Genomic DNA, 26,710 nt, shown 5'->3' on the forward strand with positions numbered 1-26,710 from the left:
GGTAGAAGGATATATAAATTCAGATTTATAATAAAAAACTCCATTTTGATTAACCTTTTTTCAAAATGGAGTCTTTTTATTTTCCATATAAAATTAATAATACCCTTGATGTATGAGTCATATCATAGTAAAAACTCTTCTATAGGCAAGAAGAGTTTTTTAGTAAGTCTATAGCATTCTGGGAGAAATTAATGTTTTTATTATTAATAATGAAAAATAATTAGGATAAGAAGGGGAAAATAGCATGAAAATGAAAGTAATGAATTTAACAGGTTCAGTACTTGCAGCAACAAATGTTACGGGCAGATACAACTTTTAAAGATGTTCTTACTGATCATCATTTGGTCATATAAAGCATAAAAGAGAAAAATATCGTAGCAGGTTATGGAAATCGCATATATGGTTTCGGTGATAGTATTATACGTGGTTAAGTTGCTAGATTACTTTATCATTTTAGCCAAGATGGTTTTTAAAACATAATCAGTACGATTAAATGGGAGATATGAGTCATTGCTTATCGATGGTAAAGTAGACGTATATAATTTAAAAGGAAACCCATGCAACAATATAAATAATAATTTGTATGTGAACGTAAAAAATACCAAGATGGCCCTGAAGGGGAGGGGGGCTTGGTGTTTTTTAGCTAATATCACGATTTTTAAGGAATTTTCATATTCTGTTAACCGCACTAATATCAAGTTTTTTAATTCAATCGTTTCAATTTCGCAAGTGTATTCTTTATCTCTTTATCTTCCACATATCAGTGGGTAATCTTTGTATAATCTGATCTTATCTCTAAATCACAACTGTTACCCCAGTACCATCAAGTTAAAGTTTCATTTTATTTTGCTAACTTGATGGTGATGTGACGTAACCTTAATTATTTGGAAATTTAAAAAAGTCCCCTTAGTCATGTTAAAGGGACCTTGATCACGCAAATGATCTGTAAATCAATTCATTTTTGATAGACAGATCATTTGTATGATAATTTTTGTAAATAATTGCTGAATAGTGAATTTACATAAATGCTTTTAGAAGTTCTTGAATTAATGGGATTGCTCCACCTATAAATTTTAAAACTGCCATTGCGATTTCCATATTATTCTCTCCTCTTTTTTCGTATTAAGATGTGATAAATCTTTATAACTTCATTATAGTAAGCGTTTACAATTATAACAATACATTTCCGTATGCAATATTGCATATTTATACATTAGATCTCTATTATTCATTTTTTAATGGTACTATAGCGAGGTGAGAGTCTTTAAGGGTTCTCCTTAATAGGAGGAAATATGGAAAGAGTGCAAGCGATTTACAGTAATCAAAAATTTAAGAGTTGGGTTAAACAGGTATTAGCTGTAGGAGGAGTAATAGGGTGCTGTTATTTGGTGTTATATGTTTTCTGTTTCTTAGTTATCATGTAAATATTATACAACGAAACTAGTAGAGTCTTACCTAGAGAGGTAAGGCTCTTTTATTGTAAGTACCTGGAGATGAGCAAACTACATACAATATCTATCAGGTTTTTCAGATCACTTTGTATGGTTCCTTGTTTAGAACACTAATTCCTATCATTGAAACTAAATAAACTTCTATTTAAAAGTTTAAATTTATATTGAAAACAGAATTCTATTGATAAAAAATATGTTTTTACTAGATACATATTAAAAAGACAAGTATAAATTATATTAGATTTTGGCAAAGTCTTTTTGACTTGGAAAAGGATTTAAATCTTACTTATAGATTTGATTCCTTTTTACATACTATAATCCTTATATTGCTACGTAAACATAATACAGTAATAATGATTTAAAAGCAAGAATTTTAGTAGCGGTACGTTCACACATTCATCAACTTAAGATTTTAAAGTAGCTCTTAAACAAAAAGCTTCTTTTTTTAATTGATTCATAGTAAACAAGAAAGGTTGGCAAATTAACAACTAAAGAGATTTCTTCAGGTAAGCTAATAAGTAATCTATCAAAAGGTCCTTTACAAAATTTATACATAAGTCAATTATAAGATCATGTAAATTTAAAATTATGTAAATATTATACATTTTTGTAAAAGACATTCATTGACACTTGTGTATATAAGTAACTATACTCGTTACATCAAATTGAATGTGTGATAATACGATTTTATTATTATTACAAACATGTAAATATAAAAATAGAAAATCCCAATTTGATAAATACAATGGTAGAGGTGTTTATTTTAATGAAGCACAAATTAATTGCAACAGGTATCCTTGCAGGATCTATATTATCCTATTCTTCTAATATTTTAGCAGATACTCATAAATTCCCTGATGTTCCTGTATGGGCTGATAAATCTGTTAATTATTTAGTTGATAAACAGGTATTGAATGGTTATCCAGATGGAACTTTTGGTTCAAATGACTCATTAGACAGAGCTTCGGCTACAAAAATTATGACAAAAGTTTTAGGGATACAAATTGATCCTAATGCAAAACCATCTTTTACAGATTCACAAAACCACTGGGCTACTCCTTATATTGCTGCTGCTGAAAGAGCTGGTATTGTTAAAGGGGAAGGTAATGGAATCTTCAATCCATCCGGAAAAGTAACTCGCGCTGCTATGGCTACGATGCTAGTAAATGCATATAAACTACAAAACACACTAAATTATAACGAGCAGGTTAGATTTGAAGATTTAAAAGGGCATTGGGGAGAAAAATATGCCAATATTTTAATAGATTTAAAAATTTCTAATGGTACCGAGAACGGTTGGCAACCAAATAGATTTATAACACGTGCTGAAGCTGCTCAACTTACTGCAAAAACAGACATGTTACAACAGAATTTAAACGATGAAAAAGAGATTATTACTGCTACTTCATATGAAGATTTAAATTTAACAGTGGCTTCGAAAATTACAGCTCAAGAGATTGATAGTTTTATTGCGAAATATCATTCGGATAGTCCTTTAGTTGGACATGGGCAAGATTTTATCAATGCGCAAAATCAATATGGCGTGAGTGCTCATTATTTAGCAGCGCATGCGATTTTAGAATCTGGATACGGAAAATCAGAAATCGCATATCAAAAACATAATCTATTCGGTCTACGTGCATATGATGGAGATCCGTTTAAATATGCGAAATATTTACCAAGCTACGGCGATAGCATTGCTTATAACGCTAATTATGTACGAGAAAGATATTTAGAAGAAAGTGGTATGTATTATAACGGGCCAACATTAACTGGCATGAACGTGAAATATGCATCAGATAAAGGTTGGGCTAAGAAAATTGCGGGTATTATGGAACGTATTAAACCGTTTCGTGTAGAAGACTATACATATGCAAAAAAATTACCAAAGAATCCTGAAACATTAGATGTCGACGCGTTATCTAATGAAATTCCATATAAAGTGTATGCAGACGGTTCAAGCTCAAATGTTGTATCATCAGCTACTTACTATCAGGTACCTTATCCATTTAATTTAAAAATTAAAAGTAGACCAGATGTAGCTGTCGAGGAGAATAAAGTTGGTACAGTAACTTCTGGAACAACCATCTTTATTTATCGTGAAGATCCAAATGGATGGGTAGAATTCTCTTTTGAAGCGAATGGAGAAAAATACTGGACATTAAAAAGTAAATTAAGTATGTAATTAAAAAGATCTATTTCACTACTTTTAATCGATTAGATTATAATCTCATATAATTGAGAGACAATTTTTTTACTTTCTTAAAATAAAGTTATGTATACAAGAAAAGTTAGAGGATTATTTTCTCTAACTTTTCTTCGCTAGTATTTGAAATTAAAAAGATGGTGGAGTTACTCCAAATATAACAGTGACCTTGTTTAAAGAAGTGTTTTCCCATTTATGCTTTGCATAAGGTGGGATTTTAACACTATCACCTGTATTGAGAAATAAGACCTCATCATTTAGATATAGTTTTACTTGTCCTTCCATAATAAATGCTATTTCTTCCCCTTTATGTGCCACAGGCTCCATAGATGAAGCAGTTTGAGGTAACAGATTCATTAAAGCCAATTCTAGTGATCCATCTAAATTAGGAGATAATAGCTCATACGAAACATTGCCGCTTTCAGGAAAAGTTATTTTTTTCTTTGGTTAGCTCTTACAACTAATTCTTCTGTATTGGTATCCTCTAAGAAAAAATTAAACAATGGAATGTTTAATGCTACAGAAATTAATTTTAGTGTTTGTAATGATGGATTTGTGATTCCTTTCTCAATTTGACTTAACATGGAAGGTGTTATATCAGCTAACTCTGCTAACCGTTTACTGGTTAATCCGGCACCTTTTCTAAATGCCATAATTTTTTGACCAACATTAATATTGTTCATATATGTAATCCCCTTTAAATAAGTAAATAAAATTAAATTTTAGTTAATTTTATTTACTTATACTTAATATATTGTTAATATATACTTAATTATAATAAAGTATGGTTAATTTTAAAACATCATATGTACATATGTCAGCAGCTGCTTCTCGTTTGAATAATACATATGCAAATAAAAGTTGCTGAATCTCATCCTCTATTTGTATATCTACCATGTGGAGTAGGATATGGTGATGTTTATTGTATGAAGATCATGTACATGTATTTTTTGCTGGAATTACCCATTCTCCGTATATGCTATTAGGTATGATGACCGGATTATATGATGGTATTCCCATACAAGATTCTGAATGAAAAGAATTCTAATAAGTAAAGAACAACTTAAGAGTAAACATCAATGCTGTATTATAAAATTTTTAAGGAAGTGAAAATATTATGAAATCAGCTTTAAATAGTATTATGATCTCCTCGATTCTTGCAGTAGGAGGGATCATTGCGCTTTTGTTTAATTTAATGGGGGATCAAGATTGGGTCTTGAATTGGGTAGGGGTATTGCTGGCATATCTATCTTTGAGTATTTTAATAGATTTATATAATAAAACCGTGAATTATAAAACATTTCCTAAAATACTAAAAAGAACTTTGTTTATTTCCTTTAATGTTACAGTATTAGGAATAATAATAGGGATAACATACCAACTATTAGGAAAGTGGAATCTTACTATAATGATGTATTATTGGTTGATAATATTATTACTACATTTAATTACTGTAATAACATTGGTCATTCTGGTATTTGTAAATCGAAATGGTAAAAATTATAGCTTACTATATAAATTTATTATACTTTTAAACATTTTCCTTACCTTAGGACCAGTATTATATCCTGTGGTTCTAACTATTATAGGAAATGGCATGAATGCCAGTGCAGGCCACTAATTTTCACCTAAATAGATTATTAAAACGATTAGTCCAAAAGTGAGTTTGGTTAAGCTAATGACTCTATAAGCAAATAGAATAATAAAAATAACAACATAAATTGGGATAATAAGATAGGAAGAGAATTATAACATGAAAATTAAGCTTAAGAAAAAGAGAATTATAAGTGTATTGTTGGCTATTACATTAGTAGCAATAGGGTATTACATGTTTCAATCTATTACGAATCCTAAGCTGGTAAATGCGAAAGAGGCAAATAGTGTTCAACAAGTGAGCAGTCTACCTAAAAATGAATTGAAAAAATCCATACCTAATCGTTTTGATGGTAAAGAAAGAAAAGTTGCATATTTAACTTTTGATGATGGACCAGGAAAATATACAGCTAATTTATTAGATGTATTAAAGAAAAATGATGTGAAAGCAACATTCTTTTTAATTGGCGATAATGTGAAAAGGTTCCCGGATTTAGTGAAACGAGAGCATGTAGAGAACCATTATGTGGGTATGCATAGTATGACACATAATTTTAAAAAGTTATACACCAATCAGGAATATGTGAAGGAAATGAAAGAGGATCAATCTTTAATTAGAAATGTTATTGGAAACTCTCCGAAATTAACACGCCCACCATATGGATCAATGCCTGGATTAAATGAATCACTTCGAAATGAAGTGGTCGGAAATAATTTAAAAGTATGGGATTGGACAATTGACTCTCTAGATTGGAAATATAATAAACTACCTGTGGATGTAGCGGCCGCAAAAATTGTTCAAAATGTTTTAGCAGGTGCGACGTCTTCAAAGGAAATTGTTTTAATGCACGATATTCATCCACAATCTGTTGCGGCAGTTCCAGCAATTATAAAAGGATTAAGAGAAAAAGGGTATGAATTTGAAGCTTATGATGAGAATAATCATTTTTCAATAAACTTCTGGCATGATAATCGTATATAAAAAGATATGTATTAGTTAAAAGAAAATCAGAATGGAATAAGCAATTCATATAGGGTTTAAATATTTGTAAGAGCGTGTTTAGATAGATAAAAACACGCTCTTTTTACTAGACTATTTTTTATTGTAGATTAAAGTATAGACTTTCTTATTTTAGAAAACTTTATAAGATTTTCTCATTCATTCCTACATAAACGTTGGATATTTCGCATGTTTGTCTAGAGTGAAAAGAGCTCATAAAAAACCGCCATTATTCACATTCTTCTTCATATATTTGTACCACAATTATTTTGTTTATGTGGTTAAAACTAGTTTTTAAGAAGCATATGCTTTAGTAACTGCAGAAATTCTTTATCACTTTTATCATCTTTTATATAATCCTGTTCGTAGTTGAAAATCATTCGTACTAACATAAAAGCTGTTAGTGGTAATGGTACCTTATGCAAGGCTCCTTGCTGATAACCTTTTTCGAGCAAATTACTTATCATTTTAATTGCTTCTTCTTCAGATTTTTTAAAACAAGCTGTAATTTCAGGTGAATGGTACTCTTTATATTCTTGAAAGAGTGTAGAAACAAACGGATCTTGATGATATTCTAGGCTGATATAATGAAGGATTTTTTGTATTCGAAGTAAAACATCTTTTTCCTCTTTATATAAATTAAATAGTTGTGAACGTATAAGCTGAATATGACGCATATAGCAGTCACATAATATTTCAGTTTTATCTGTATAGTAATAATAAATAGTACCTTTACCAACTTTAGCTTTCTTTGCAATTTCATCAACCGTTGTGCTACGGACACCACGCGTAGAGAACAGTATTGTGGCAGATTGAATGATTTTCATTTTTTTATTTTCTTTTTCTAATTTGATCATTGTCTACACCCTATCTTTGAAATATTTAGCGATGTTTTCTTTCATTACATTCTGTATTAGTTCATTTTTAATTTTGTAACTCCTAATAGAAAGTCCTCTATTTGCTTCTTATAGAATAACATACACCAGTCTGATTTCTAGCATATAACTATAATAGAATGTAACTTTATAACTTAGTAATAAAGTTGAAAGTTTGAGGTAATAATTTTTTAATCGGACGATGAGAATTTAAGTGAAAGGGGACAGTGATTTCTTTCTTGATTAAATTATTTGATTTTTTATTCAATTCATTTTATTATATAAATATGACTAAAAGGTGTTTTTAGTCGGATTTTTTTACGGGAAACCGACTGATATTTGATTTTAGTCGGTTTCTATACTATTTAAGAGAAGGTAGACACTATGTGTGGAATTGCAGGGTGGATAGACTGGTCTAAAGACCTGTCTCATGAACAAGAAACGTTAAAAAAAATGACAGATGCTATCATTCACCGAGGACCAGATGCAGAGGGGCATTGGTTTTCAAAACGAGCGGCATTAGGTCATCGACGTCTCATCGTCATTGATCCTGAAGGTGGCCTTCAACCTATGCTGTATAAAGATGGAAATGATACGATTGGCCTTACGTTCAATGGAGAAATTTATAACTATCAAGAATTACGTAAAGAACTTGAGGAGAAAGGTCATGAATTTCAGACCAAGTCAGATACAGAGGTATTACTACATGCTTACTTAGAGTGGCGAGAAGATTGTGTTCAACACTTAAATGGGATTTTTGCTTTTGGTATTTGGGATGAAAGATTTGGGAAATTGATGCTTGGTCGTGACCATTTAGGCGTGAAGCCTTTATTTTTCGCTCAAAGGGGAGGCGCAATTCTCTTTGGTTCAGAGTTAAAAGTTTTACTTTCGCATCCACTTGTAGATGCTGAGGTAGATAAAGAAGGACTTTCTGAAATATTCTGCCTTGGACCAACACGTACTCCTGGTCATGCTATTTTCAAGGATATACATGAAGTGCGTGCTGGTCATTATATGACGTTTACCTCTAATGGCTCGACTACGACACAGTATTGGAAACTTGAAAGTAAAAAACATATAGATGATATCGATACAACAGTCGAGACAATCCGCTCCATTTTACAAGATACGGTTAAACGTCAGTTAATTGCTGATAAACCAGTGGTATCTATGCTTTCCGGAGGTTTAGATTCCAGTGGTTTAACAGGTTTAGCAGGAAATGAATTTGGGAATAAAGGGGAACGTCTTCATACATATTCCCTGAATTTCATCAATGATGAAAAAGACTTTGAGCAAGACTTCCTTCGTTTTGATCGTGATGAACCTTGGGTGAAACGTGTGGCTGAATATGTAGGAACAAAGCATCATTCTATAGAGTTAGGATCAGATAGTTTAATAGAGTATTTATTAACTCCAATGCGAGCGCGTGATCTACCTGGAGTTGGAGAACTAGAAACGTCTCTTTATTTGTTATTTAAGGAAATGAAAAAAGATGCAACAGTTGCACTTTCAGGCGAATCCGCAGATGAAGTATTCTCAGGATATCCATGGTTCCATCAAGAGAAGTTTCTAGATGCAGAGATATTCCCTTGGAGTGTTAATTTATGGTATAGTACAGAAATTTTATCTGAGGATTTTAAAGCGAAGATTAGCCCTGAAAAATATCAAAAACAAAAATTTGAAGATGCAGTTGCTGAGGTTCCCTTCTTAGAAGGTGAAAGTGATCTGCAAATGAAGCAACGTCAAATGTCTTACATGTTTATTACACGTTTCTTGCCATTTATGCTTGAACGAAAAGATCGCACAAGTATGATGAATGGCTTTGAAGTACGAGTTCCATTTTGCGATTACCGGCTTGTAGAATACCTATGGAATGTCCCATTCGAAATGAAAAGCATAGACAATATTGAAAAAGGTATTTTACGTAGAGCTTTTGAAAATGTACTTCCAGAGGATGTACGTTATCGCAAAAAAAGTGCATATCCAAGCACTAAGGATGCCTCTTATCTACAAGGTATTAGTGATTGGATGTTACATGTGTTGAACAATCCTGAATCACCTATTTTGCCATTAATTAATGTAGAAAGAGTTCGTGCTATTGCAGAAGGAAAAGACGAAGTAATTTCAGGTAATGATGCACGAGGTATAATAGATTATTTACTTCAAGTTAATAGTTGGCTTCAGGAATATAATATTAAATTAGTATGATAGATGTAATTTTCAAATAAAGAGAATAGCTGAAACATCAATGACCTAAGTGAACCGCACCTCCAATTTATTAGATAGTTATCTAATAATTGGAGATGCGTTTTTATTATTTTGACTTGTAATAACGCTAACCCTTTAATAAATAGGTAGGTATTTATGGTTGCCTTTCTATTTTTTAGAATTGTTTTAGTGAATCAAAATTTCAATTCTGTATACATCTTTTGTACTAGTAGACCTAAGTCTAAAAGTATGTACAATTACACCATTTGACTAATGGGTAAACTTTACAAACTGTTATATACTAGTATTGTGTCTTGCCTTTTTAGGTGCAGTACACAGCCGGTGATTGGCTAGTGGATATCCTTCCATTTTGCCAGTGCCGGTTTTTTGTTAGATAATAGAGAAAATGAAGTTTTTATAAGGAAAGAAGGGGTTGTTTTGAAAGATGTAAATTCTATCTTTATGAGAGAAAAGATTGCTAGTTCTTATCTTTATTTTATTTCTTTTCTTGGTTTGGTTACTATAACTATCTCTTTACTTGAAATTAAAATCCCTTCTCATCCAACAATACTAATATTATTGTTACTATTTATGGGGATTGCAGAGTATTTTCCTGTAAGATTTTGGAGAGGAACTAGCTCGCTTACCTTTCCGATAATTTACGCTATGAGTTGGCAGTTTGGAATCCATATAACTATTGTTGCTATTGTACTCGTCACGCTAATTATTCACCTGTATCGTCGTTCACCGATACAAAGAATGTTATTTAATAGTACTCAACATGCACTTAGTTTGATTTTTGCCCAATGGTTTTCAAACAAATGTATGTTCTTATTAATTAATAAGATAGAAATGTCAGTTCTGTATGAAAATTTAATATCTTTGTTATTATTTTGCGTGTTTTTTTGTTTTTTCAACAACCGCTTTTACGATTTGTTAATGATACTTCTTCCGCAGCCATATTCAATTTATCAATGGTATAAAAAAACTATTACGGTATTTCTTTGCGAAACTTTTGGTTTCTCTTATACGGCACTGATGCATGTACTAATTAGTACATATAGTGTGGAAGTAAACGAGGTTACAGTACTGTTTTTCTTTTTTCCACTTGTAGCAACTTCCGTTATTAGTTCTTTTTCTGTACGGATAAGGATGGAGAAAGAACGATTATATGAGTTATTTCTTATTACGACCGAAATTAGTCGAGGATTAACCGAAGGAAACTTGAAGCATATTAAACAAGCACTTAAAGGTTTTTTTGGCATACAAGCATATGCAATATGGACAAAAGATGATGGAAACTGGAATATTCTATTAAAAGATGGGAAAGTTCGTGCTGATATTTCTGATCATTTAGAAAATTACGATACGTTTGAGGGACTTTCTAAAAATCTTGTATTTAATGATTGGAAAATTGGTACGGCTCCTGGAGATGAAATATTTGAAAGTGTCATACGCTCACTTGTATATTTTCCTCTTATTGTTAATGATGAACTAGTCGGAATGTTTGTTGCAGGGAAAAGCAGAAATGCGGGCTTCTTTCCAGAAGATGTACAGTCGTTAGCTACATTTTCTAACCAATTAGCTAACGTAGTTAAAACAAGGATATTAATTTCTGAACAGGAAAAAAGAATGATTTTAGAAGAAAGAAATAGAATCGCCCGAGAAATTCATGATGGTATTGCACAAACGTTAGCCGGGGTAATATTCCAACTAGAATCCGCGCAGAAAAAATACCGAGATAAACCAATTGATATGCAGCAAGTAGTGGAGAAAAGCATAAAAGATTTAAGAGGAAGCCTAGGAGAAGTTCGCTATTCTATTTATGCTTTAAAACCATATCCGACACAACAATTAGGCCTTAAGCAGGCGATAGCAAGTAAAATAAAATCTTTAAAACAAGAATATGGACTAGATATTACATATCATGAAAGGGGTCATGCACGTGCGCTTAGTTTTTCAAAAGAAAGGGTTATTTTTGATACATTACAAGAGAGTTTGCAAAACATTGTAAAACATGCGCAAGCAAAAAAGGCTGATGTTTTACTCAGTTATCAAAGTGAGCACGTGCTTTTAAGAGTTAAGGATAATGGAGTTGGCTTTTCACTATTTGAGTCTATGGTTAAAACAAAGAATGAGCCACATTATGGTATATTACATATGAATGAACAAGCTGACCAATTAGGGGCTACTTTACAGATTGATAGTTCTGTAGGGAAAGGAACAGAAATTACACTGTTAATTCCAGATTCACAAACAAGGGGTGCGTAAAATGATTGAAATATTAGTAGTAGATGATCATGCTTTTTTACGGGATGCAATTCGAAGCATACTAGAGGATGAATCTGATATGAAAGTGGTTGGAGAAGCTAGCTCTGGGGATGGAGTATTGGGAAAAGTAGAAGAATGCAGACCAGATTGTATTCTGATGGATATTAACCTTCCAGGGAAAAATGGGATTGAAGCTACAGAATTAGTGAAAAAAAAATATCCGAATTGCCGAGTACTTGTGTTTACAATGTATGAGCATGATGAGTATTTAATGGATGCACTTCAGGCTGGTGCTGATGGTTATTTATTAAAAGATTCATCATCAGAGCAGGTAGTAGCAGCAATTCGAATGTTATATCGAGGCGATTCCGTAATTCATCCGCGTATGACAAAAAAATTAATTACATATCATCAGCAAAAAATGAAAGTAGAATCAAATGAAAATGAACTGACGGAACGTGAAAAGGAGATTCTCTTTGAATTAGTAAAAGGACTTAGTAATAAAGAAATTGCTGAAGTTCTATATATTAGTGATAAAACAGTTAAAATTCACATCAATAAAATTTTTAAAAAACTAAATGTCAAAAGTCGATCGCAAGCAGTGATTTATGCAGTTCGAAATCAATTGGTTCCGTTGGATTAAATAAGAGATCTTTCAAAGAACTATCATGTTGCTTTATTCTGTATTACAAAGAATAGAGGACAAGATAGTTCTTTTGTACTATGTAGGCATAGAATTCTTAGAGAAAAGATACTCCTTTTGTTTAATTTTCAGAATAATCAAAACGTGAAATAATAAAAATAGAATTACATTTTAATCTTGTTAATAATTCATTTTGTGAAAATCCTTTGTTGAAAATAAATGATGGGGGCTCTTATAGAAAGAGAAAAGTGAGTGATTAGCTATATGAGGTATGGGGATGGTAGTAGTGTTGGAAATCTTTAATGATACAAAAGATTAAGATTAATAGAGTTTCCAATGCTAAATGGGAAGTTAAGAATCAATTTGTTTCAAAAAATAATAGTAATAATGGGGAGATGCAATATGAAACGAGGGAAATTTGGAAAGATTCTTATTGGAACGTTAACAGCTGGAATGTTATTGTCTCAAGGAATTCCATATAACGTATTAGCGGAAGAGGTAAATACATCTACTTTAACTGGAATTGATGATGCAAATGCTATCTTGAAAGACCTGACAAAGGAACAACGTAATGCCTTAAAAACGTTAGATACAAAACCAGGTTTTATTATTTCGCCAGGTATTAATACAGCAAGTCCTAATAATGTGAATGTGATTATAGAGTTTAAGCAAGCACCTAGCAAAATCGAGGTATTAAAACAAGCGGCTAAAGGGAAAAAGGTAGCTCTTTCAAATGCGGAACAAAAGGTAGAGGCATCACATAAAGGGTTTAAAGCAGAGCTTGAACAGCTTCAAAAGAATAAAGAGAAAGGAACAAATTTAAAATTTGCAAAAATAACAAGAGAATATAAGAATGCCTTTAATGGTGTAGCGATTTCGTTACCTGCGAACATGATTGAAGACTTAGTTCGTACCGGTATCGTTAAGCGCGTATGGGAAGATAATGAGGTTAAAATTGATTTGCCGAAAGAAACAGCTAAGACTGCTGTTGAACCAAAAATGGCAGATAGTGTACCGCAAATTGGTGTGGACAAGCTGCATGATGAAAAAATAACAGGTAAAGGAATTAAGGTAGGTGTACTGGACACAGGTATTGATTACAACCACCCGGATTTGAAAGCTGCATATAAAGGATATCGTGCAAAGCAAGGTGAAGATCCAAGCAAAATAGATCCGAACTCAATAAAAGGATGGGACTTTGTTAATAATGATGCTGATCCAATGGAGACAACGTATAAGGATTGGCAAAATTCTGGAGGATATCCTGAGATTTATGAGGGGAGTGCATATTATACATCCCATGGTACGCATGTAGCTGGGACAATTTCTGCAGACAAACAGAATAGTGTGGATTATGCAGTGAAGGGTGTTGCTCCAGATGTAGATTTATATTCATATCGCGTATTAGGTCCATATGGAAGTGGACAAACAAGCGGTATTCTTGCTGCGATTGATAAAGCGGTGAAAGACGATATGGATGTTATCAATTTATCACTAGGAGCGTCTATTAATGATCCTTTATATCCTACTTCTGTCGCAGTGAACAATGCGATGTTAGCTGGTGTTGTTACAGTAGTAGCAGCAGGTAATAGTGGTCCGGAAGAAGGTACCATTGGATCACCTAGTGCAGCGGCACTTCCAATTACAGTTGGAGCCAGTGATGCTGCAATGACGATCCCAACGTTTTCTATCGATGCAGGTGATTTACATGTGGATAAGATGATGCTACTTGGAAAAAGCTTTACTGATAAGATTGAAGATTTGAAAGGTCAATCCGTATCAGTTGTATATGCAGGGCTCGGAAAATCAAATGATTTTACAGGAAAAGATGTAAAAGGAAAATTAGCTCTTATCCAACGCGGTGAGATTACATTTGATGAAAAAATTAAGCATGCTAAGGAAGCAGGCGCAAAAGCGGTAATCGTATATAACAATGTAGATGGTGAAATTACAAGTTATCTTGGGGAAAGTACTTCGTCTATTCCATCGTTCCGCTTAACAAAAGTAGATGGTGAGAAATTACAAGCAAAAGCTGTACAAGGAGATGTGTCGTTAGCGTTTGGAGAACTAAGTAATATAAAAACAGAGGGAGATCACTTAGCTGATTTTAGCTCCCGCGGTCCTGCAACTAAGACAGATGATATTAAGCCAGATATTGTAGCACCAGGTGTGTCTATTTTCTCAACTGTTCCTGAATATATTAATGATCCAAAAGATGGAGAGAATTATCCGGTAGCGTATGGACGTATGTCAGGTACCTCTATGGCAACTCCTCATACTGCAGGGGTAGCGGCACTTATTTTACAAGAACATCCAAAATATAGTCCATTTGAAGTAAAAGAAGCACTCATGAATACCGCAGTTGATTTAAAGGAAGAGCGTTCTGTATTTGAGGTGGGCTCAGGGCGAATTGATGCATATCGTGCAGTTCATGCAGATACATCTATCGAGGTTGTTGATAAAACATCAAACGTTGTAGGTGATGAAGAAGTAGAAATTGAAGAAAAAACAGGTTCTATTGCATTTGGGTATAAAAATCAAATTGAAAATGGGCCTATTAAAGATAGTCGAAAAGTTTTAATTAAGAACAGCAGTAAAACAGATGGAAAAGAGTTTAAATTAGAGGTAGAATTTTCACCTACAAGTGTAGGTGTGCAAGATGCAGCGAAGAATGGTGTGAAGCTAAACGTACCAGATTCTATTAAAGTAGCTCCTGGTGCATCAGAGGAAATTAGCCCTGAAATTATCATTCCAGAAAACGCTGAATTTGGTAGATATGAGGGCTATATTCATATTTTAAATAAAAACAATGGAAAAGAAGTATATCAAGTACCATTTGCAGTTAAATTCACAGAAAAAGGGATTGCGTCTGTAGATTTACTGAGAGATGCAATGGCAACAGATGCTTCAAAATTCCATCCATTTATGGAAAGACCAAGTTCGCCGTTGACATTTAAATTAAATAGTCCTCTTGAAACCATTGATGCAGTTGTGAAGGACCGAAAGACAGGGAAGGCATTAGGAGTCGTTGGTACACTTAATGCAAGTAGTCTAACACCGAATGTTGAATATATGATGTTTTCTGGTATGGGAGGGTATGTACTTCCATTCACAGGAGATCCAGCTCATCCAATTGCGGATAAACCTGTTATGTTGCCTGATGGAGATTACGAATTGAACTTCGTTGGATATGATAAAGAAGGAAAATCTTATACAAAAGGCGATAGCATTATCATTGATAATGTAATACCTGAAATGAAATTTAAGGATGTACAACCTGGTATACACGAAGTCAATGATTCTATGTTTAAAGAAGAAGACGGCCAGCGTGCATTATGGGTGCATGGTAATATTTATGATTCTACAGTAGATGCATTAAAGGCAAAAGGCTTGCAATATGATCAAAAAGCGAATCAAATTGTATATTATCAAAACTCAGCCTTCCCATCAGGTTGGTTGAATACAATTCAAGCAAATGGTGATTTTAAATTTGGAGTACTTCCAGAGGAAATAAATGAACCATTAAATTTAAAATTATTTGGATATGATCTTGCAACTGCAGGGAATATGGCAACTGGATATAAAGATTACGTCTTTGTAAAAGAAGGGACAGAATACGCTGTTCCAAGTTATGACAAAGATAAAATCAAATTAGGAGAGAAAATTACGTTAACTTTGAATCTTAATAATGTAAAACAGCTTATGTCAGGTACATTTGAAATTCCTTATTACAAGCAGCTATTTAAATTTACAGATGTGAAACCAAATCCAGCACTTACGGAATATGTAAAACAACATGGACTGAACCTTAAATTAGAGGATCCGAAGATAAGTGAAGAAGGAGCTTGGGAAAACAAGGTGAAAGTTGGCGCATCATTGGAAGGAAAAGAATTTAAAGGATTAGATGGAGATACACCATTTTTAGATGTTACATTCGAGATGACGAACGATGAATACTTTAATGATTTAACTGCATTTGGAGTAGATAAGTTCTATTATACAAAAGCTGGTGCATCAGAAGGCATTGAGATTCCTGCGTTTAAAGATAAATCTTTTGCTATTCTTTCGAAACATTCAACGGTTACAGGATATATTGGCCCGGAAGCTTTCTTGAATGAAGAGGGATATTTAGGTAAGAAAGACTATACAACACTAGGAGCAAAAGTGTACGCAGTTGGCAAGGATGGAAAGAAATATACAGGAACGATTGATGATAACGGGCAATTTGAAATTCATAGTGTCCCAGTAAGCGATAAAGAATATGATATTTTCGTAGAAATGCCAGGTCATTTAAATAGTAAATTAGCAACAAAAATAGGAAAAATGCAGGAGGGAGAATTAGTGGGACAAAACTTTAGAGCTGACATGGATGATAACCTTGCAGGTGATGTAAACGGCGATAAAATGGTGGATATTCAAGATGCTAGAATAGCAGCTTTATCGTATGGAAAAGGAAAAGTATCTGTAAAAGATGGAGATATAAATCAAGATGGTGTTGTAGATGAAACAGATATTCGTTTTATTGAGAAAAACTTCTTGAAAAAGGGTCCAGATGCCAAAGAAAATCAGAAACCGAAAGAAAATGTAGGGCCAGTGACGTTAGATAAAATCTTACGTTCTATCGGTATAGAGCCCAAAAAATAAGTGGACAAACTTCTAGAGTAAATAAAGTAATCAGACAATGAATAGTAAATGAAATGAGATTGGCTAACAAATGACCGGTAATGATTTACGGTAACATTACCGGTCATTTTAAGAGTCATAGTCGTTTAGGTACATGAAGTAACTAGTTTAGAGTAAGTTCGCTTTCATTATGGGACAAGGTAGTTGCTTAATTATTATTGTTGTTTATGGGATGGAAATAAGGTTTGTAGTTTAAACTTTAAAAATAGGGGGATTTGTGAAATGAGTATGAAGAAAAAACTTGGTATGGGTGTTATAACTGCAGCGCTTGGCTTATCTTTAATTGGCGGGGGAACATATGCGTATTTTAGTGATAAGGAAGTATCACAAAACACATTTGCAGCGGGTACTTTAGATTTGAGTGTGAATCCTGAAGTTGTTATTAATGTCGACAATCTGAAACCAGGTGATGAAATGGAGCGTGGTTTTCAATTAGTTAACAAAGGAACCTTAGCAATAGAAGATGTGAAACTCCTGACAGATTACAGTGTAATCGATACGAAAGGAGATAATGGAAATGCTGATTTTGGTGATCATATCCGTGTTGATTTCTTGTGGAATTTGGATAAAAATGAGGTTCCAATTTGGTCTACTACATTATCTGAATTAAAGGTAGCTACGCAAAATGGAAGTATTCCTGATCTTGTACAAAAAGGTGTGGTAGACCGAGAAGGAAATGGACTTGCTCCTGGTGATGATGATACATTTTATGTAATGTTCACATTCGTAGATAGTAGGGAAGACCAAAATGTATTTCAGGGAGATGCATTGAAATTAAATTGGACTTTTAATTCCATGCAAGCAAGCGGTGAAGAAAAGTAAGTGTAATAATTTGTATACTATATGTGTGAGACATATCGTATACAAATGAAAAGAACTGTTTTGAAATGAAGGCGTTTATCCTCAATGGTAAAACTCCTTATAAAAATATGGGTGAAAAACTTGATGATGATTTCCCTTTTAAAACACATCGTAAAAATATTTTGCGATGTGTTTTGTTGTAAGTTGGAGAGTACAGAAATATTAAATGATTATCCAGCTTTTGAGATACTTTGAGGGAATTTAGCACCTTACGCTAGCTTAGCAGCTTTCCTGTCCCTTTTATCCCCAAGAAGACGTAATCCAGTTATGTATTGGAGAAACGGTCAAGAAATAGAATCCTTAATTGATATGGAATTTTTATCGTAATGTGGAAGAAAATCAGTTTTGGAAGGTGCTGAATTATATACCATATTCATTGACAAGGGAGAGAAAAGAAGTAAAAAGGGGGATATACTCATCACCATCAAGCTAAGATTTTAGAGGCCCCCATAACGAAAGTTTTATATCTTTACGGATATATATGAGAATTAAGCTTGTTTTTCCGTTTTGTTGAATAATAAATTACTTAACTTGATAGTGATTAGAAAAACCCCTATATTAAGGGGATTTTGTTTTTTTACATGACGAAATGCTTAAAACATAATATAAAATAAACATGTTTGATTTTTATTCATGTTTAATCTTTATAAACATCCATTACCTTAAACGTTTGACAAACTAGCATTAAGTCTGGAGTAAAATTAAGTCCATATCGACTTAATTCCCAAGTGAAAAATTTAACGTGCTCACTATACCAATAATCATAACTTAAATCCCCTTCACCCTCAGATCTTGCAAAACTATTTGTTACTTCATTCATTTTTAGTAAATCGATCTTTGTATATTTTATAATTGCTAATGGGTTATTGTCTCCATCCAATACAATATCGTACTGACCAACTTTTTGAATTTCTTCCCCTTCAAGCTCATAAACACAATGTGCAGCGCATGTTCCTGTTTTGATTCCTTTAACAACTAAACCTCCTAATTCATCTCCCATTTCTTTGGAACCATCCCCAAACATCCATGCATCTGGAACACTCATGTTTAACTCATTATCTTTAGCATACATATACCAATATTCTTCTATCTTATTAACCGACATTAGTCACTTACCCCCTGAGTGTTAGAATATTCCGAATTTAACACGTAGCCTATTATCTGTCAATATTTTATAAGAACTTGCAATACATCTACATCAATAAATGTTTATAAAAAATATAACTCTTTGTAAACATATTTTCCATTCTGTATATTAATGCGAATAAACGAAACTCATACTGTTATTCTGCTGAAATCGTTACGGAAAAGTAAAATAGTGGATAAAAGAACAAACTATAAATGGTTTTATTTACCAATAATATTTTCTTTGTTTCGTAGCATATTAAACGTACAGGAGGTGATATATGATGGCAAACAATCGTAACAACTCTTTAGTGGTACCAGGTGTACAAAGCGCACTGGATCAAATGAAATATGAAATTGCACAAGAATTCGGGGTACAATTAGGCGCGGATTCAACTGCAAGAGCGAACGGCTCTGTAGGTGGAGAAATCACAAAACGTCTCGTTGCTATGGCAGAACAGCAACTTGGTGGATATAACAAATAATGCTAGGTATAAAGTAGAAAAAGGAGAGATTATATCTCTCCTTTTTTGTTGTGTATTCGATTATAAATAGTATATTTGTTATCTTTCTTGTCTCTCATTATTTGTTTCTTCCAGCGACTTAGAAACGGATTCTTGCATACGAGATTCTAATGGTTGTATTATTTTATTTGATATAGCAAGTGCTTGATCCGCATACTTATTCGGGAACATGTTGCGCAAAGTAGGTTCATTTTCAGCACCATCTCCTGGTTCACGGTAATCTTCAATGATGTAATCATCCCCATTTTTTGTGACTGTCACACGGACTGGAAGTAAATGTCCTGCTTGAGGAACTGTCTGTGTTTCGCGGTTATATCCTTGCATGAGGGAATGGAGGTAGACATACATTTTTTCATCCTTCATCTCAGTTCCATAGATTACATGCGTCTCAAATTGTTTTTCTGTATGATTTAATTTGTCTTGATTCCAGGCAATGATACTTTCTGAAATAAGGGAATCTAGTTTGCTGTTAAGCGGAATATCCGTTACATCCTTTGCCTCATTTTGGACAGAATCACACCCTGTTGCAATGAAAACGAGTATGACAATGCTTACGGTAATCATTATCTTTCTCAAAATCTTATTTTCATATGTTAATGCAAAACGTTTGCTCATCAATTCACTCCATTTCTCTTTGTACTAATCATCCACTGACATAAATCTTTTATATGACAATAGTAAAACCGACTTCAAACTAGAAACTTATTCTATCCAAGGAAATATATTGCATTATATAATACATACTATACCATTCTTACACATAACGGGAGAAACTCTATGAGAAAAGTTATAATGTATTGCGGGATCTTTATTATGATTCTTTTAAGCGGTTGTATCCGTTTCGGAAAAGACACTACAGATACCATTTATCTCATTCCAGAAGCATACGAAGGAGACCTATTGGTACTATATAATGTTCCAGGAGCTGAGTTGTTGCCAGAAGAAGATGGGTTTCGTGTTGTTACTTTTTCTGCAGACGGGACCGCAGTAACATCAACACCTAATATGAAATATGGAGAAGTCAACGATACCTATTACACGGTTAACAAGGAAGGAAAGCGCACCAAACTTGACGAAAGCTGCATACGCGTTGGTTCAAATGGAAGCACTACTGAAAACATTGGTGAAGAAAATGAGCATACTTTCTCATACGCGAAATTGGAAGTTACAACTAGTGCTTGCTCACAAAACTTTTCATCCTATGGCAGAGAAGTATCTGAAAATCAAGAACATCCTGTAGAGAAGAAATTGAGGGAATTATTGGTGCTCGTAAAAGAGCAGTATATGAAAGTGAAATACTAAATTTTCAAAAGGGTGAATGGATGGATGATGTTAGGGATAGGGTTGATTGTAGTAGGCGTTTTACTTGTCAGCGTTGTATCTTACCGAGAAATAAAGAAAGCAGGGGGCGTAACCTGGCTTGAAATTCTGATATATCCCTTTGGATTATTAATAGGCGCGTTACTCGAACACTTTGATCTACCAGAGTTTTTAATATTTTTAGGTTTACTATGTATTGTATTTGGTAGCTGTATGGTCATGGGCTTCAATATTCTATAACATTAAGAGCAAAGCATCTAGTTCCGATGCTTTTTTATTTTATTTTGTAATTTTTATTTTCAATATCTATCAAACTGGCTACCCAGACATACAGGGTTCCAAGTGCTGGTAAAAAACTCAGCCAGTTGAATGTATTCTCTATAATATAGAATGAAATAAAAATGGATGAAAAATAAATAGACAATGGAAGAAAAATGTATACGTCACGTTTTAAAGATTTTAAACTTTGCACTTTATTCACCTCAGCTTTTCTGGCATTATGTTTTAAATAAGAACCCGCAAGTTTGCAGATTCTCTTGGTGATGATTTTTAGATATGTAACTCGATTCTAAAAATAGGGTATATTGAGTCACTATAAAAATCAAATATTAATTTTCTAAAATAATCCTATGCAAATCTTATTGAGTTAGAAACACAGCCCGAATCTTAACAGTTGTAAATGGATCTAATTCGTTATCGGCCATACCAGTATCCGCATCTTAACCAATGACAAATCCTATCATCCCTTTTAAAATACCAACATGGATTGTTGCATCCACATTAACTGTTACAAATTTCATCACATTTAATTTCGTTTCTATCGTAGTCTTGGATTTCCCATGTGGTCATGCGTTCTGTAAGCTAATAAAAAACGCACCGTAACCCAGTGCGTTTCAGACAAATATACCTATATGTTTTAATTTGTAATTTGGAAGGAACCACCATAATAATATGAATTGTCTACTTTTAGTACTGCCACATATGTACCTGGTGTGTAAACCGTTGTAATTGGTGTTGTGAACTTAGAATAGTAGTGGTGCCCAGCCTCACCTGCAGAAATTGTTTTGTAGCGTTGCAATTTACCTTCTCCGTTCAATCGATAAATCTTTACAACACCTACATCTTTTCCGCCTATATACACCGTCGTATCAAACCTACCACCTTGTTTTAACGTACCAGGGGCTAATTCTTGTAGATAGTCCACATTGTGATGCAATAAGAAATACGTCTGCCATGGCCAATCATCCACAACAGCTGAAGCTTGCTTAATCGTATTTACTTCAGCGCGCGCTTTATCAGGTAGCGTACTGTCTAAAACGATAAAACCCGAAAAGGTTAAGGCACCAATTAAAGCAAATGAACATAATTTTTTCATATTAAATTCCTCCCGTTTATCTGACATTGTCACAGTCCACTTACAGGTATTAGGTTGTCATCCATTAATTGGATTATCATTCTAAAATCAATATATCATTTTCTTTCAATTTAATCAAATTAGAATTTTCTAACGAATAATGAGGCTAGATAAAATTCTACCTTTCTCCGTTTTTTTATCATACAGAAGAAAGAACAGAGGTGATAAAGAATTTTTATTCCTCTCTCTTTTCAAACTAACAATATTTCCCGTTTGTACGGTACGAGACAATATTAAACATAAAATAGACACGAAAGGTGACTTAAATTAGCGAATATTTACATATAATCTAGGAGATGCAAGCTTAACATTTCATAACGGATCGATGGTGCCGTTTCAAGATGGACAATGCGCTACAACAAGTGGCATGTTGTATTTTTTACTATGATGTTTTCCTCCAAGTGCGACAGGAAACACCCAGTATTTTTATTCGTAATCATCCAACAAAGAAAGAGGGATACTTGTTAGAACACACAAGAAGTATCCCTGATTATTTCCATAAATTCTGGTATCATCAAACAGAAATTGCAGATCTATTCTAGAAAGATATGTTTGTTCGTCTGGAAAAATATTAGTTTGAAGTGAAGAAGTCTTACGAAGAAATAGTAACAGAAACGACATAAAATCATCATCGGTTCCATTTCAACAGACTCCGAATCTGACAGTAATTTTGTTCTGTTTACTCATGAGGTAACGGAAGAGAATTTAGAAGAACTTGCTACAATTGCTCATCAGTATACAGAGGATACCATCCATTGTTACAATTACGGCAGTGTAGAAAAAGTAGGATAAAAGAAGAAAACATACTGTTCCAAATTAATATTCCGTGTGTTTTTTTGAACATACATCCCTTAATTTAATGTATATATTGAATATATGGATATATTGTGTTATGATGTGAATTAGAAACTCGCGTGTTTCAAATACAACATTTTTATCTTCTTGATGACCTCTTATCTTTCCGTAAGAGGTCTTTTTTTATCCCTCCTCATTTGCATAGCCGTTAAAATACTATGAAAAGATACTAGGAGACTACTACACTGTGATATTCTCTAGTATTTTTTCTTTATCCTTATTATCTATTGTTGAGTAAATGATTAATTGTTAATTTTTGTATAATCTTTATAAAATAATAAAGGGGTATATATGAATAGGTATGTCCTTTTTATGTAATGATAATGCGAATTGAAGCGTAATACTGAAACGGTAAACGAGAAGAATCAGGGCCGAAACAGATAGTAAGGAAAGTAAAACAGTAACAGCAGACAATACTTATAATGAAAACGTTCATAATGGACTGTCTATGGATGGAGAAAAAAATACGAAAAGATAAAAGGGGCAAATGAATATGAACAGAGCCTTTAAAGGTATCGTATTAGCAGGGCTAAGTGTAAGTTTCTTGCTAGCGGGTTGTACAATAGAAACATATGTCCTAACGCAGTCCAGAATATAAGCATGTAGATAAAGTATTCTAAGCTGATAAAATGGTAGAAGACAAGAAGACTATAGCGATGAAGAAATTGAAAGAGAACTAAGAGGTTTAGCATCCTGACTTTCTAAATAACATGAGTGTTTCTATAGAATGAATCCTTAGGAGGGCTATTGTGGAACCTTTAATCAATGGTATTTTATACTTTGTATTTTTTTTTGGAGCACTGTTTCTTATACTGGGTACTGCATTGGTTTTATTTATCGTGGCTGCATTACCAATAATCTGGAAGGAGAATCTATCATTTCTAATGATTAGTTTAGGTATAAATATACTTGTCATTCCATTGTCTTTTTTTATTGGCGGGATGGCAACAGATTCCCCTGGTAGTACGATGCACGATTTTTGGAAAGTATTTTTCTTTATTCAGGTAATTCCGTTCCCTCTAGTACTGCTATCTTTAGTTTTGTGGCTTATTCGTCGAAAAAAAGCAAAAGTTCATGTGTAGCGTTTTTAATGCAAATAAGCTGTCCGTTTGGGGAGCTTATTGTATTTATTACTAAACGTGATTATTTCCAAAATGAATGCAATAACACTATACAGTTAAATAGAAGGTGAAACATATTGAAATCTTATCAAACGTTAGCCCACTTGTATGCATTAGGACTAGGCTGCGGGCTTTAGGATAGAGAGGAGGTAATTTCATGATGCGATAGGTTGATTGAAGCAAATGATCACCCGCCATATGAAATTATGGAGATATCTTTAATGTCTAAAGCAAAGCTGATATATATAGAATCGGCTTTACTGTCATATAGCCGCATAGTTGATGAAAAATACTCGGTAAATATCCTTCTTTCTGTCTTAAATGAAAAGTTAGTAGCTCAGAAATGTAATGTGAAACAAGCTCTTACTTGCTCCACTCGTTTACTAGTAAACAGAGGCGTATATTGGGAAGAGGAATATTTTGATTTATACAGCCTTGATGATAGCTATGATATTGCACAGGAAGGGATCCATTTTAATAAAGAAGATGTGATTACTGCTTATATCGATACATTAGGTGCTTTTCGCGTCCATTTTAACGAGTTTGAAGATCTATATTTGCAAGTCATGAAACAGAAGTGGCAAGGGTGGAAGGCAGGAAAAGGAATCATTGAATCGTAAGAGTTACTTCCTGTATTTATCACCAAATTTATCTAGCCAAGACGAATCTGTCTTCGTGTTGATGAATTTTTGTCTCTTAATAACTTAATGCTATCATCTTTAATTTTTCCGACAGCAAGCAAAGCTAGTATTTTTAATGCATAATCAGACGCTTGTAAAGGAGCATCACTATTTAAATTTTTACCAGAGAGTAATTTATTTAATTAATAGAAAAAGGAAGGGACCTATTTGGCTCCTTCCTTTTTCTATTACATACATAACGCTTGTTGACAACTTATGAAATAATAGCATTCATCGCTATTAAAATATAGCACTAAAAGCGATTTAATGGATATGCAATTATACATATCTGTTTAATTGCATGAATGGGAACAAAATGATTTAACTCTTCCGGTATGGAAACAAATAGATTCAGGTATATTTAGGATAAGAAGACCTGATTATTGATTGCTGGTTAAATCATATTTCTACGTATCTGAAACAAATTATTTCACTGGATTGTATGTTATAGATGGTGAGGGATTTATGAAATGTAGATTGTTTCTTGGTTTTTTGCTCGTGATTTTACTTTGAGGATACATCGAAAAAGAAGTTACGTTATATACGATTCAAAAAGGGTATTAGTCAGTGCATCCAAAGACACGCTCCGTTTCCTGTTTCCTATCCTACTAAATTACCATTCCAAGCAGATTCCTTCTCTTTCAAACAATTCATCCATTGAATAAAGATAATTCCGTCATACGTATCGGAGGGCATGAAGCTTTCTTAATACCATTTGGAATATATTTCAATATACTTCCGATACTATAACAGATCGAAAATTTCTCTATTGGAGGTATATAATGGCATATCCATTTCGTAACTTAGTATTTGAAGGTGGCGGGGTAAAGGGAAGCGCTTATATAGGTGCCATCCGTGCACTAAATGAAGAAGGGATTTTACCAGAAATACAACGATTTGGGGGGACTTCAGCAGGAGCGATTACTGCATTACTTTTAGGTCTTTCCATTCCATTCGCAGATCTTGTAAAAATCCACAAAGACATGAATTTCAAAGCGTTTAAAGATGATGATTTTTCGATTGTACAAGATAATATTCGTTTATTTTTTGATGGTTTTGGTATCTATAAAGGGGATTTCTTCACTGAGTGGGTAGGAAAGATCGTTGAAAAGTGGACAGGGAGTAAGGACACAACCTTTCAGCAGTTATATGACAAAACAGGAAAAGACGTGTTTTTCCAAGGAACGAACATTTCTACACACCAGCTTCGTACGTTTTCTCGCGAAACGACACCTGATGTCCCGTTAGTAGTTGCTGTGCGGATTTCGATGTCCATCCCATTCTTTTTTAAATCTGTGGAATGGGATAAAGATTATTATGTAGACGGAGGTGTACTCGATAACTACCCAATTCGTTTATTTGATCGGAAAAGTTTTGTGAATAAAGAAGAACACTTCACGACCACAGATACGATTGACGAGGTTAATAAACTGGTAAGCAATACGGAGGATCATTCTACACTAAGAAGCTTACACACGAAATACAATGCATCTTTCTTTGATCCTGCAGATGAAATTGTCTACAACAAAGAAACACTGGGTTTCCGTTTAGAATCTCAGGCCGAGATTGCCATGTTAAAACATATCGCAACTTCAACAGAACATCATATTGGCCATTCTCTTATTCATTTTGCATGGAATTTGTCTCAAACGATGATCAAAGGTCATGAGAGCGGAAAAACAACCAAAGAAGATGCTGCCCGCACTGTATTTATCAATACATTCTTTACGCCGTCGTTTAATTTCGATATCACAGAAGAAGAAAAGAAAACACTCATGAATTCAGGCTATACTTCTACTAAAGACTATCTACATCAGTTTAATACGTCTGAAGTAAAATTGTTTAATCGACCATAAAGCCGAGTGCAATGCACTTGGCTT

Annotated in this window: 17 protein-coding genes and 5 pseudogenes; 16 read left to right on the plus strand and 6 right to left on the minus strand. The window is 33.5% G+C overall.

Annotated features, from left to right (window positions below):
* Positions 1-244: 244 nt before the first annotated feature.
* Positions 245-428 (plus strand): annotated as a pseudogene (locus JFU02_RS32725) (S-layer homology domain-containing protein); the annotation flags it as partial.
* 589 nt (positions 429-1,017) lie between these two features.
* Here the strand turns inward: JFU02_RS32725 and JFU02_RS07845 are convergent.
* Positions 1,018-1,204: pseudogene (locus JFU02_RS07845) on the minus strand (hypothetical protein).
* A 1,013-nt stretch (positions 1,205-2,217) separates the two neighbouring features.
* Between JFU02_RS07845 and JFU02_RS07850 the strand changes: the two are divergent.
* Positions 2,218-3,636 carry an S-layer homology domain-containing protein gene (locus tag JFU02_RS07850; RefSeq protein WP_061665740.1) on the plus strand — a complete coding sequence of 473 codons (1,419 nt, stop codon included), beginning with the start codon at positions 2,218-2,220 and terminating at the stop codon, positions 3,634-3,636.
* 150 nt (positions 3,637-3,786) lie between these two features.
* Here the strand turns inward: JFU02_RS07850 and JFU02_RS32085 are convergent.
* Positions 3,787-4,340 (minus strand): annotated as a pseudogene (locus JFU02_RS32085) (helix-turn-helix domain-containing protein).
* Positions 4,341-4,505: 165 nt separating this feature from the next.
* Here JFU02_RS32085 and JFU02_RS32090 point away from each other — a divergent pair.
* The 3 genes and pseudogenes from JFU02_RS32090 to JFU02_RS07870 form a co-directional block, all read left to right on the plus strand.
* Positions 4,506-4,684 (plus strand): annotated as a pseudogene (locus JFU02_RS32090) (D-serine ammonia-lyase); the annotation flags it as partial.
* A gap of 90 nt (positions 4,685-4,774) precedes the next feature.
* Entirely contained in the window at positions 4,775-5,278 is a 504-nt protein-coding gene (locus JFU02_RS07865; RefSeq protein ID WP_000833546.1) for a DUF3902 family protein, read from the plus strand.
* A 132-nt stretch (positions 5,279-5,410) separates the two neighbouring features.
* Positions 5,411-6,232 carry a peptidoglycan-N-acetylglucosamine deacetylase gene (locus tag JFU02_RS07870; protein WP_061665743.1) on the plus strand — a complete coding sequence of 274 codons (822 nt, stop codon included), beginning with the start codon at positions 5,411-5,413 and terminating at the stop codon, positions 6,230-6,232.
* Positions 6,233-6,537: 305 nt separating this feature from the next.
* Here JFU02_RS07870 and JFU02_RS07875 read toward each other — a convergent pair whose 3' ends face one another.
* Positions 6,538-7,107 carry a TetR/AcrR family transcriptional regulator gene (locus JFU02_RS07875; protein WP_000593072.1) on the minus strand — a complete coding sequence of 190 codons (570 nt, stop codon included), beginning with the start codon at positions 7,105-7,107 and terminating at the stop codon, positions 6,538-6,540.
* Positions 7,108-7,509: 402 nt separating this feature from the next.
* Here JFU02_RS07875 and asnB point away from each other — a divergent pair, with 402 nt between their 5' ends.
* The 5 genes from asnB to JFU02_RS07900 all read left to right on the plus strand — a co-directional run bounded on the left by asnB (position 7,510) and on the right by JFU02_RS07900 (position 17,752).
* Positions 7,510-9,333, plus strand: coding sequence for an asparagine synthase (glutamine-hydrolyzing) (gene asnB, locus JFU02_RS07880; protein WP_086413836.1), 1,824 nt, complete (start codon positions 7,510-7,512; stop codon positions 9,331-9,333).
* 438 nt (positions 9,334-9,771) lie between these two features.
* Entirely contained in the window at positions 9,772-11,604 is a 1,833-nt protein-coding gene (locus JFU02_RS07885; RefSeq protein ID WP_061667577.1) for a GAF domain-containing sensor histidine kinase, read from the plus strand.
* 1 nt (position 11,605) lies between these two features.
* Entirely contained in the window at positions 11,606-12,247 is a 642-nt protein-coding gene (locus JFU02_RS07890; RefSeq protein WP_086406135.1) for a response regulator, read from the plus strand.
* 402 nt (positions 12,248-12,649) lie between these two features.
* Entirely contained in the window at positions 12,650-16,891 is a 4,242-nt protein-coding gene (locus JFU02_RS07895; protein WP_201070644.1) for a S8 family serine peptidase, read from the plus strand.
* A 261-nt stretch (positions 16,892-17,152) separates the two neighbouring features.
* Positions 17,153-17,752, plus strand: coding sequence for a TasA family protein (locus tag JFU02_RS07900; protein ID WP_000061949.1), 600 nt, complete (start codon positions 17,153-17,155; stop codon positions 17,750-17,752).
* A gap of 676 nt (positions 17,753-18,428) precedes the next feature.
* Here JFU02_RS07900 and JFU02_RS07905 read toward each other — a convergent pair.
* Positions 18,429-18,896, minus strand: a complete 468-nt coding sequence (locus JFU02_RS07905) for an ASCH domain-containing protein (RefSeq protein ID WP_000115717.1) — start codon at positions 18,894-18,896, stop codon at positions 18,429-18,431.
* Between the two features lie 304 nt (positions 18,897-19,200).
* On the opposite strand from JFU02_RS07905, the gene JFU02_RS07910 reads away from it, so the two are divergent.
* Positions 19,201-19,401 carry an alpha/beta-type small acid-soluble spore protein gene (locus tag JFU02_RS07910; RefSeq protein ID WP_042973287.1) on the plus strand — a complete coding sequence of 67 codons (201 nt, stop codon included), beginning with the start codon at positions 19,201-19,203 and terminating at the stop codon, positions 19,399-19,401.
* Positions 19,402-19,479: 78 nt separating this feature from the next.
* Here the strand turns inward: JFU02_RS07910 and JFU02_RS07915 are convergent, their stop codons facing one another.
* Entirely contained in the window at positions 19,480-20,055 is a 576-nt protein-coding gene (locus JFU02_RS07915) for a peptidase M56 (RefSeq protein ID WP_098516560.1), read from the minus strand.
* 162 nt (positions 20,056-20,217) lie between these two features.
* On the opposite strand from JFU02_RS07915, the gene JFU02_RS07920 reads away from it, so the two are divergent.
* Both JFU02_RS07920 and JFU02_RS07925 read left to right on the plus strand, forming a co-directional pair.
* A complete protein-coding gene (locus tag JFU02_RS07920) occupies positions 20,218-20,742 on the plus strand; it encodes a DUF6843 domain-containing protein (RefSeq protein ID WP_001233338.1) in 525 nt (174 codons plus the stop codon).
* 24 nt (positions 20,743-20,766) lie between these two features.
* Positions 20,767-21,000 carry a hypothetical protein gene (locus tag JFU02_RS07925; RefSeq protein ID WP_000979116.1) on the plus strand — a complete coding sequence of 78 codons (234 nt, stop codon included), beginning with the start codon at positions 20,767-20,769 and terminating at the stop codon, positions 20,998-21,000.
* Positions 21,001-21,676: 676 nt separating this feature from the next.
* On the opposite strand, the gene JFU02_RS07930 is transcribed toward JFU02_RS07925, so the two are convergent.
* A complete protein-coding gene (locus tag JFU02_RS07930) occupies positions 21,677-22,135 on the minus strand; it encodes a DUF5065 family protein (protein ID WP_201070646.1) in 459 nt (152 codons plus the stop codon).
* A 1,643-nt stretch (positions 22,136-23,778) separates the two neighbouring features.
* Here JFU02_RS07930 and JFU02_RS07935 point away from each other — a divergent pair.
* The 3 genes and pseudogenes from JFU02_RS07935 to JFU02_RS07945 all read left to right on the plus strand — a co-directional run bounded on the left by JFU02_RS07935 (position 23,779) and on the right by JFU02_RS07945 (position 26,686).
* Positions 23,779-24,111: a hypothetical protein gene (locus JFU02_RS07935; protein WP_000433528.1), complete on the plus strand. Its 333-nt coding sequence runs from the start codon at positions 23,779-23,781 to the stop codon at positions 24,109-24,111.
* 116 nt (positions 24,112-24,227) lie between these two features.
* A pseudogene (locus JFU02_RS07940) lies at positions 24,228-24,770 on the plus strand (protein kinase).
* Positions 24,771-25,612: 842 nt separating this feature from the next.
* Positions 25,613-26,686, plus strand: coding sequence for a patatin-like phospholipase family protein (locus JFU02_RS07945; protein WP_000331130.1), 1,074 nt, complete (start codon positions 25,613-25,615; stop codon positions 26,684-26,686).
* The last annotated feature ends 24 nt before the right edge of the window (positions 26,687-26,710 follow it).

Origin of the sequence: Bacillus sp. TH13 (assembly GCF_016651175.1) — a bacterium.
Classification (GTDB): domain Bacteria; phylum Bacillota; class Bacilli; order Bacillales; family Bacillaceae_G; genus Bacillus_A; species Bacillus_A thuringiensis_S.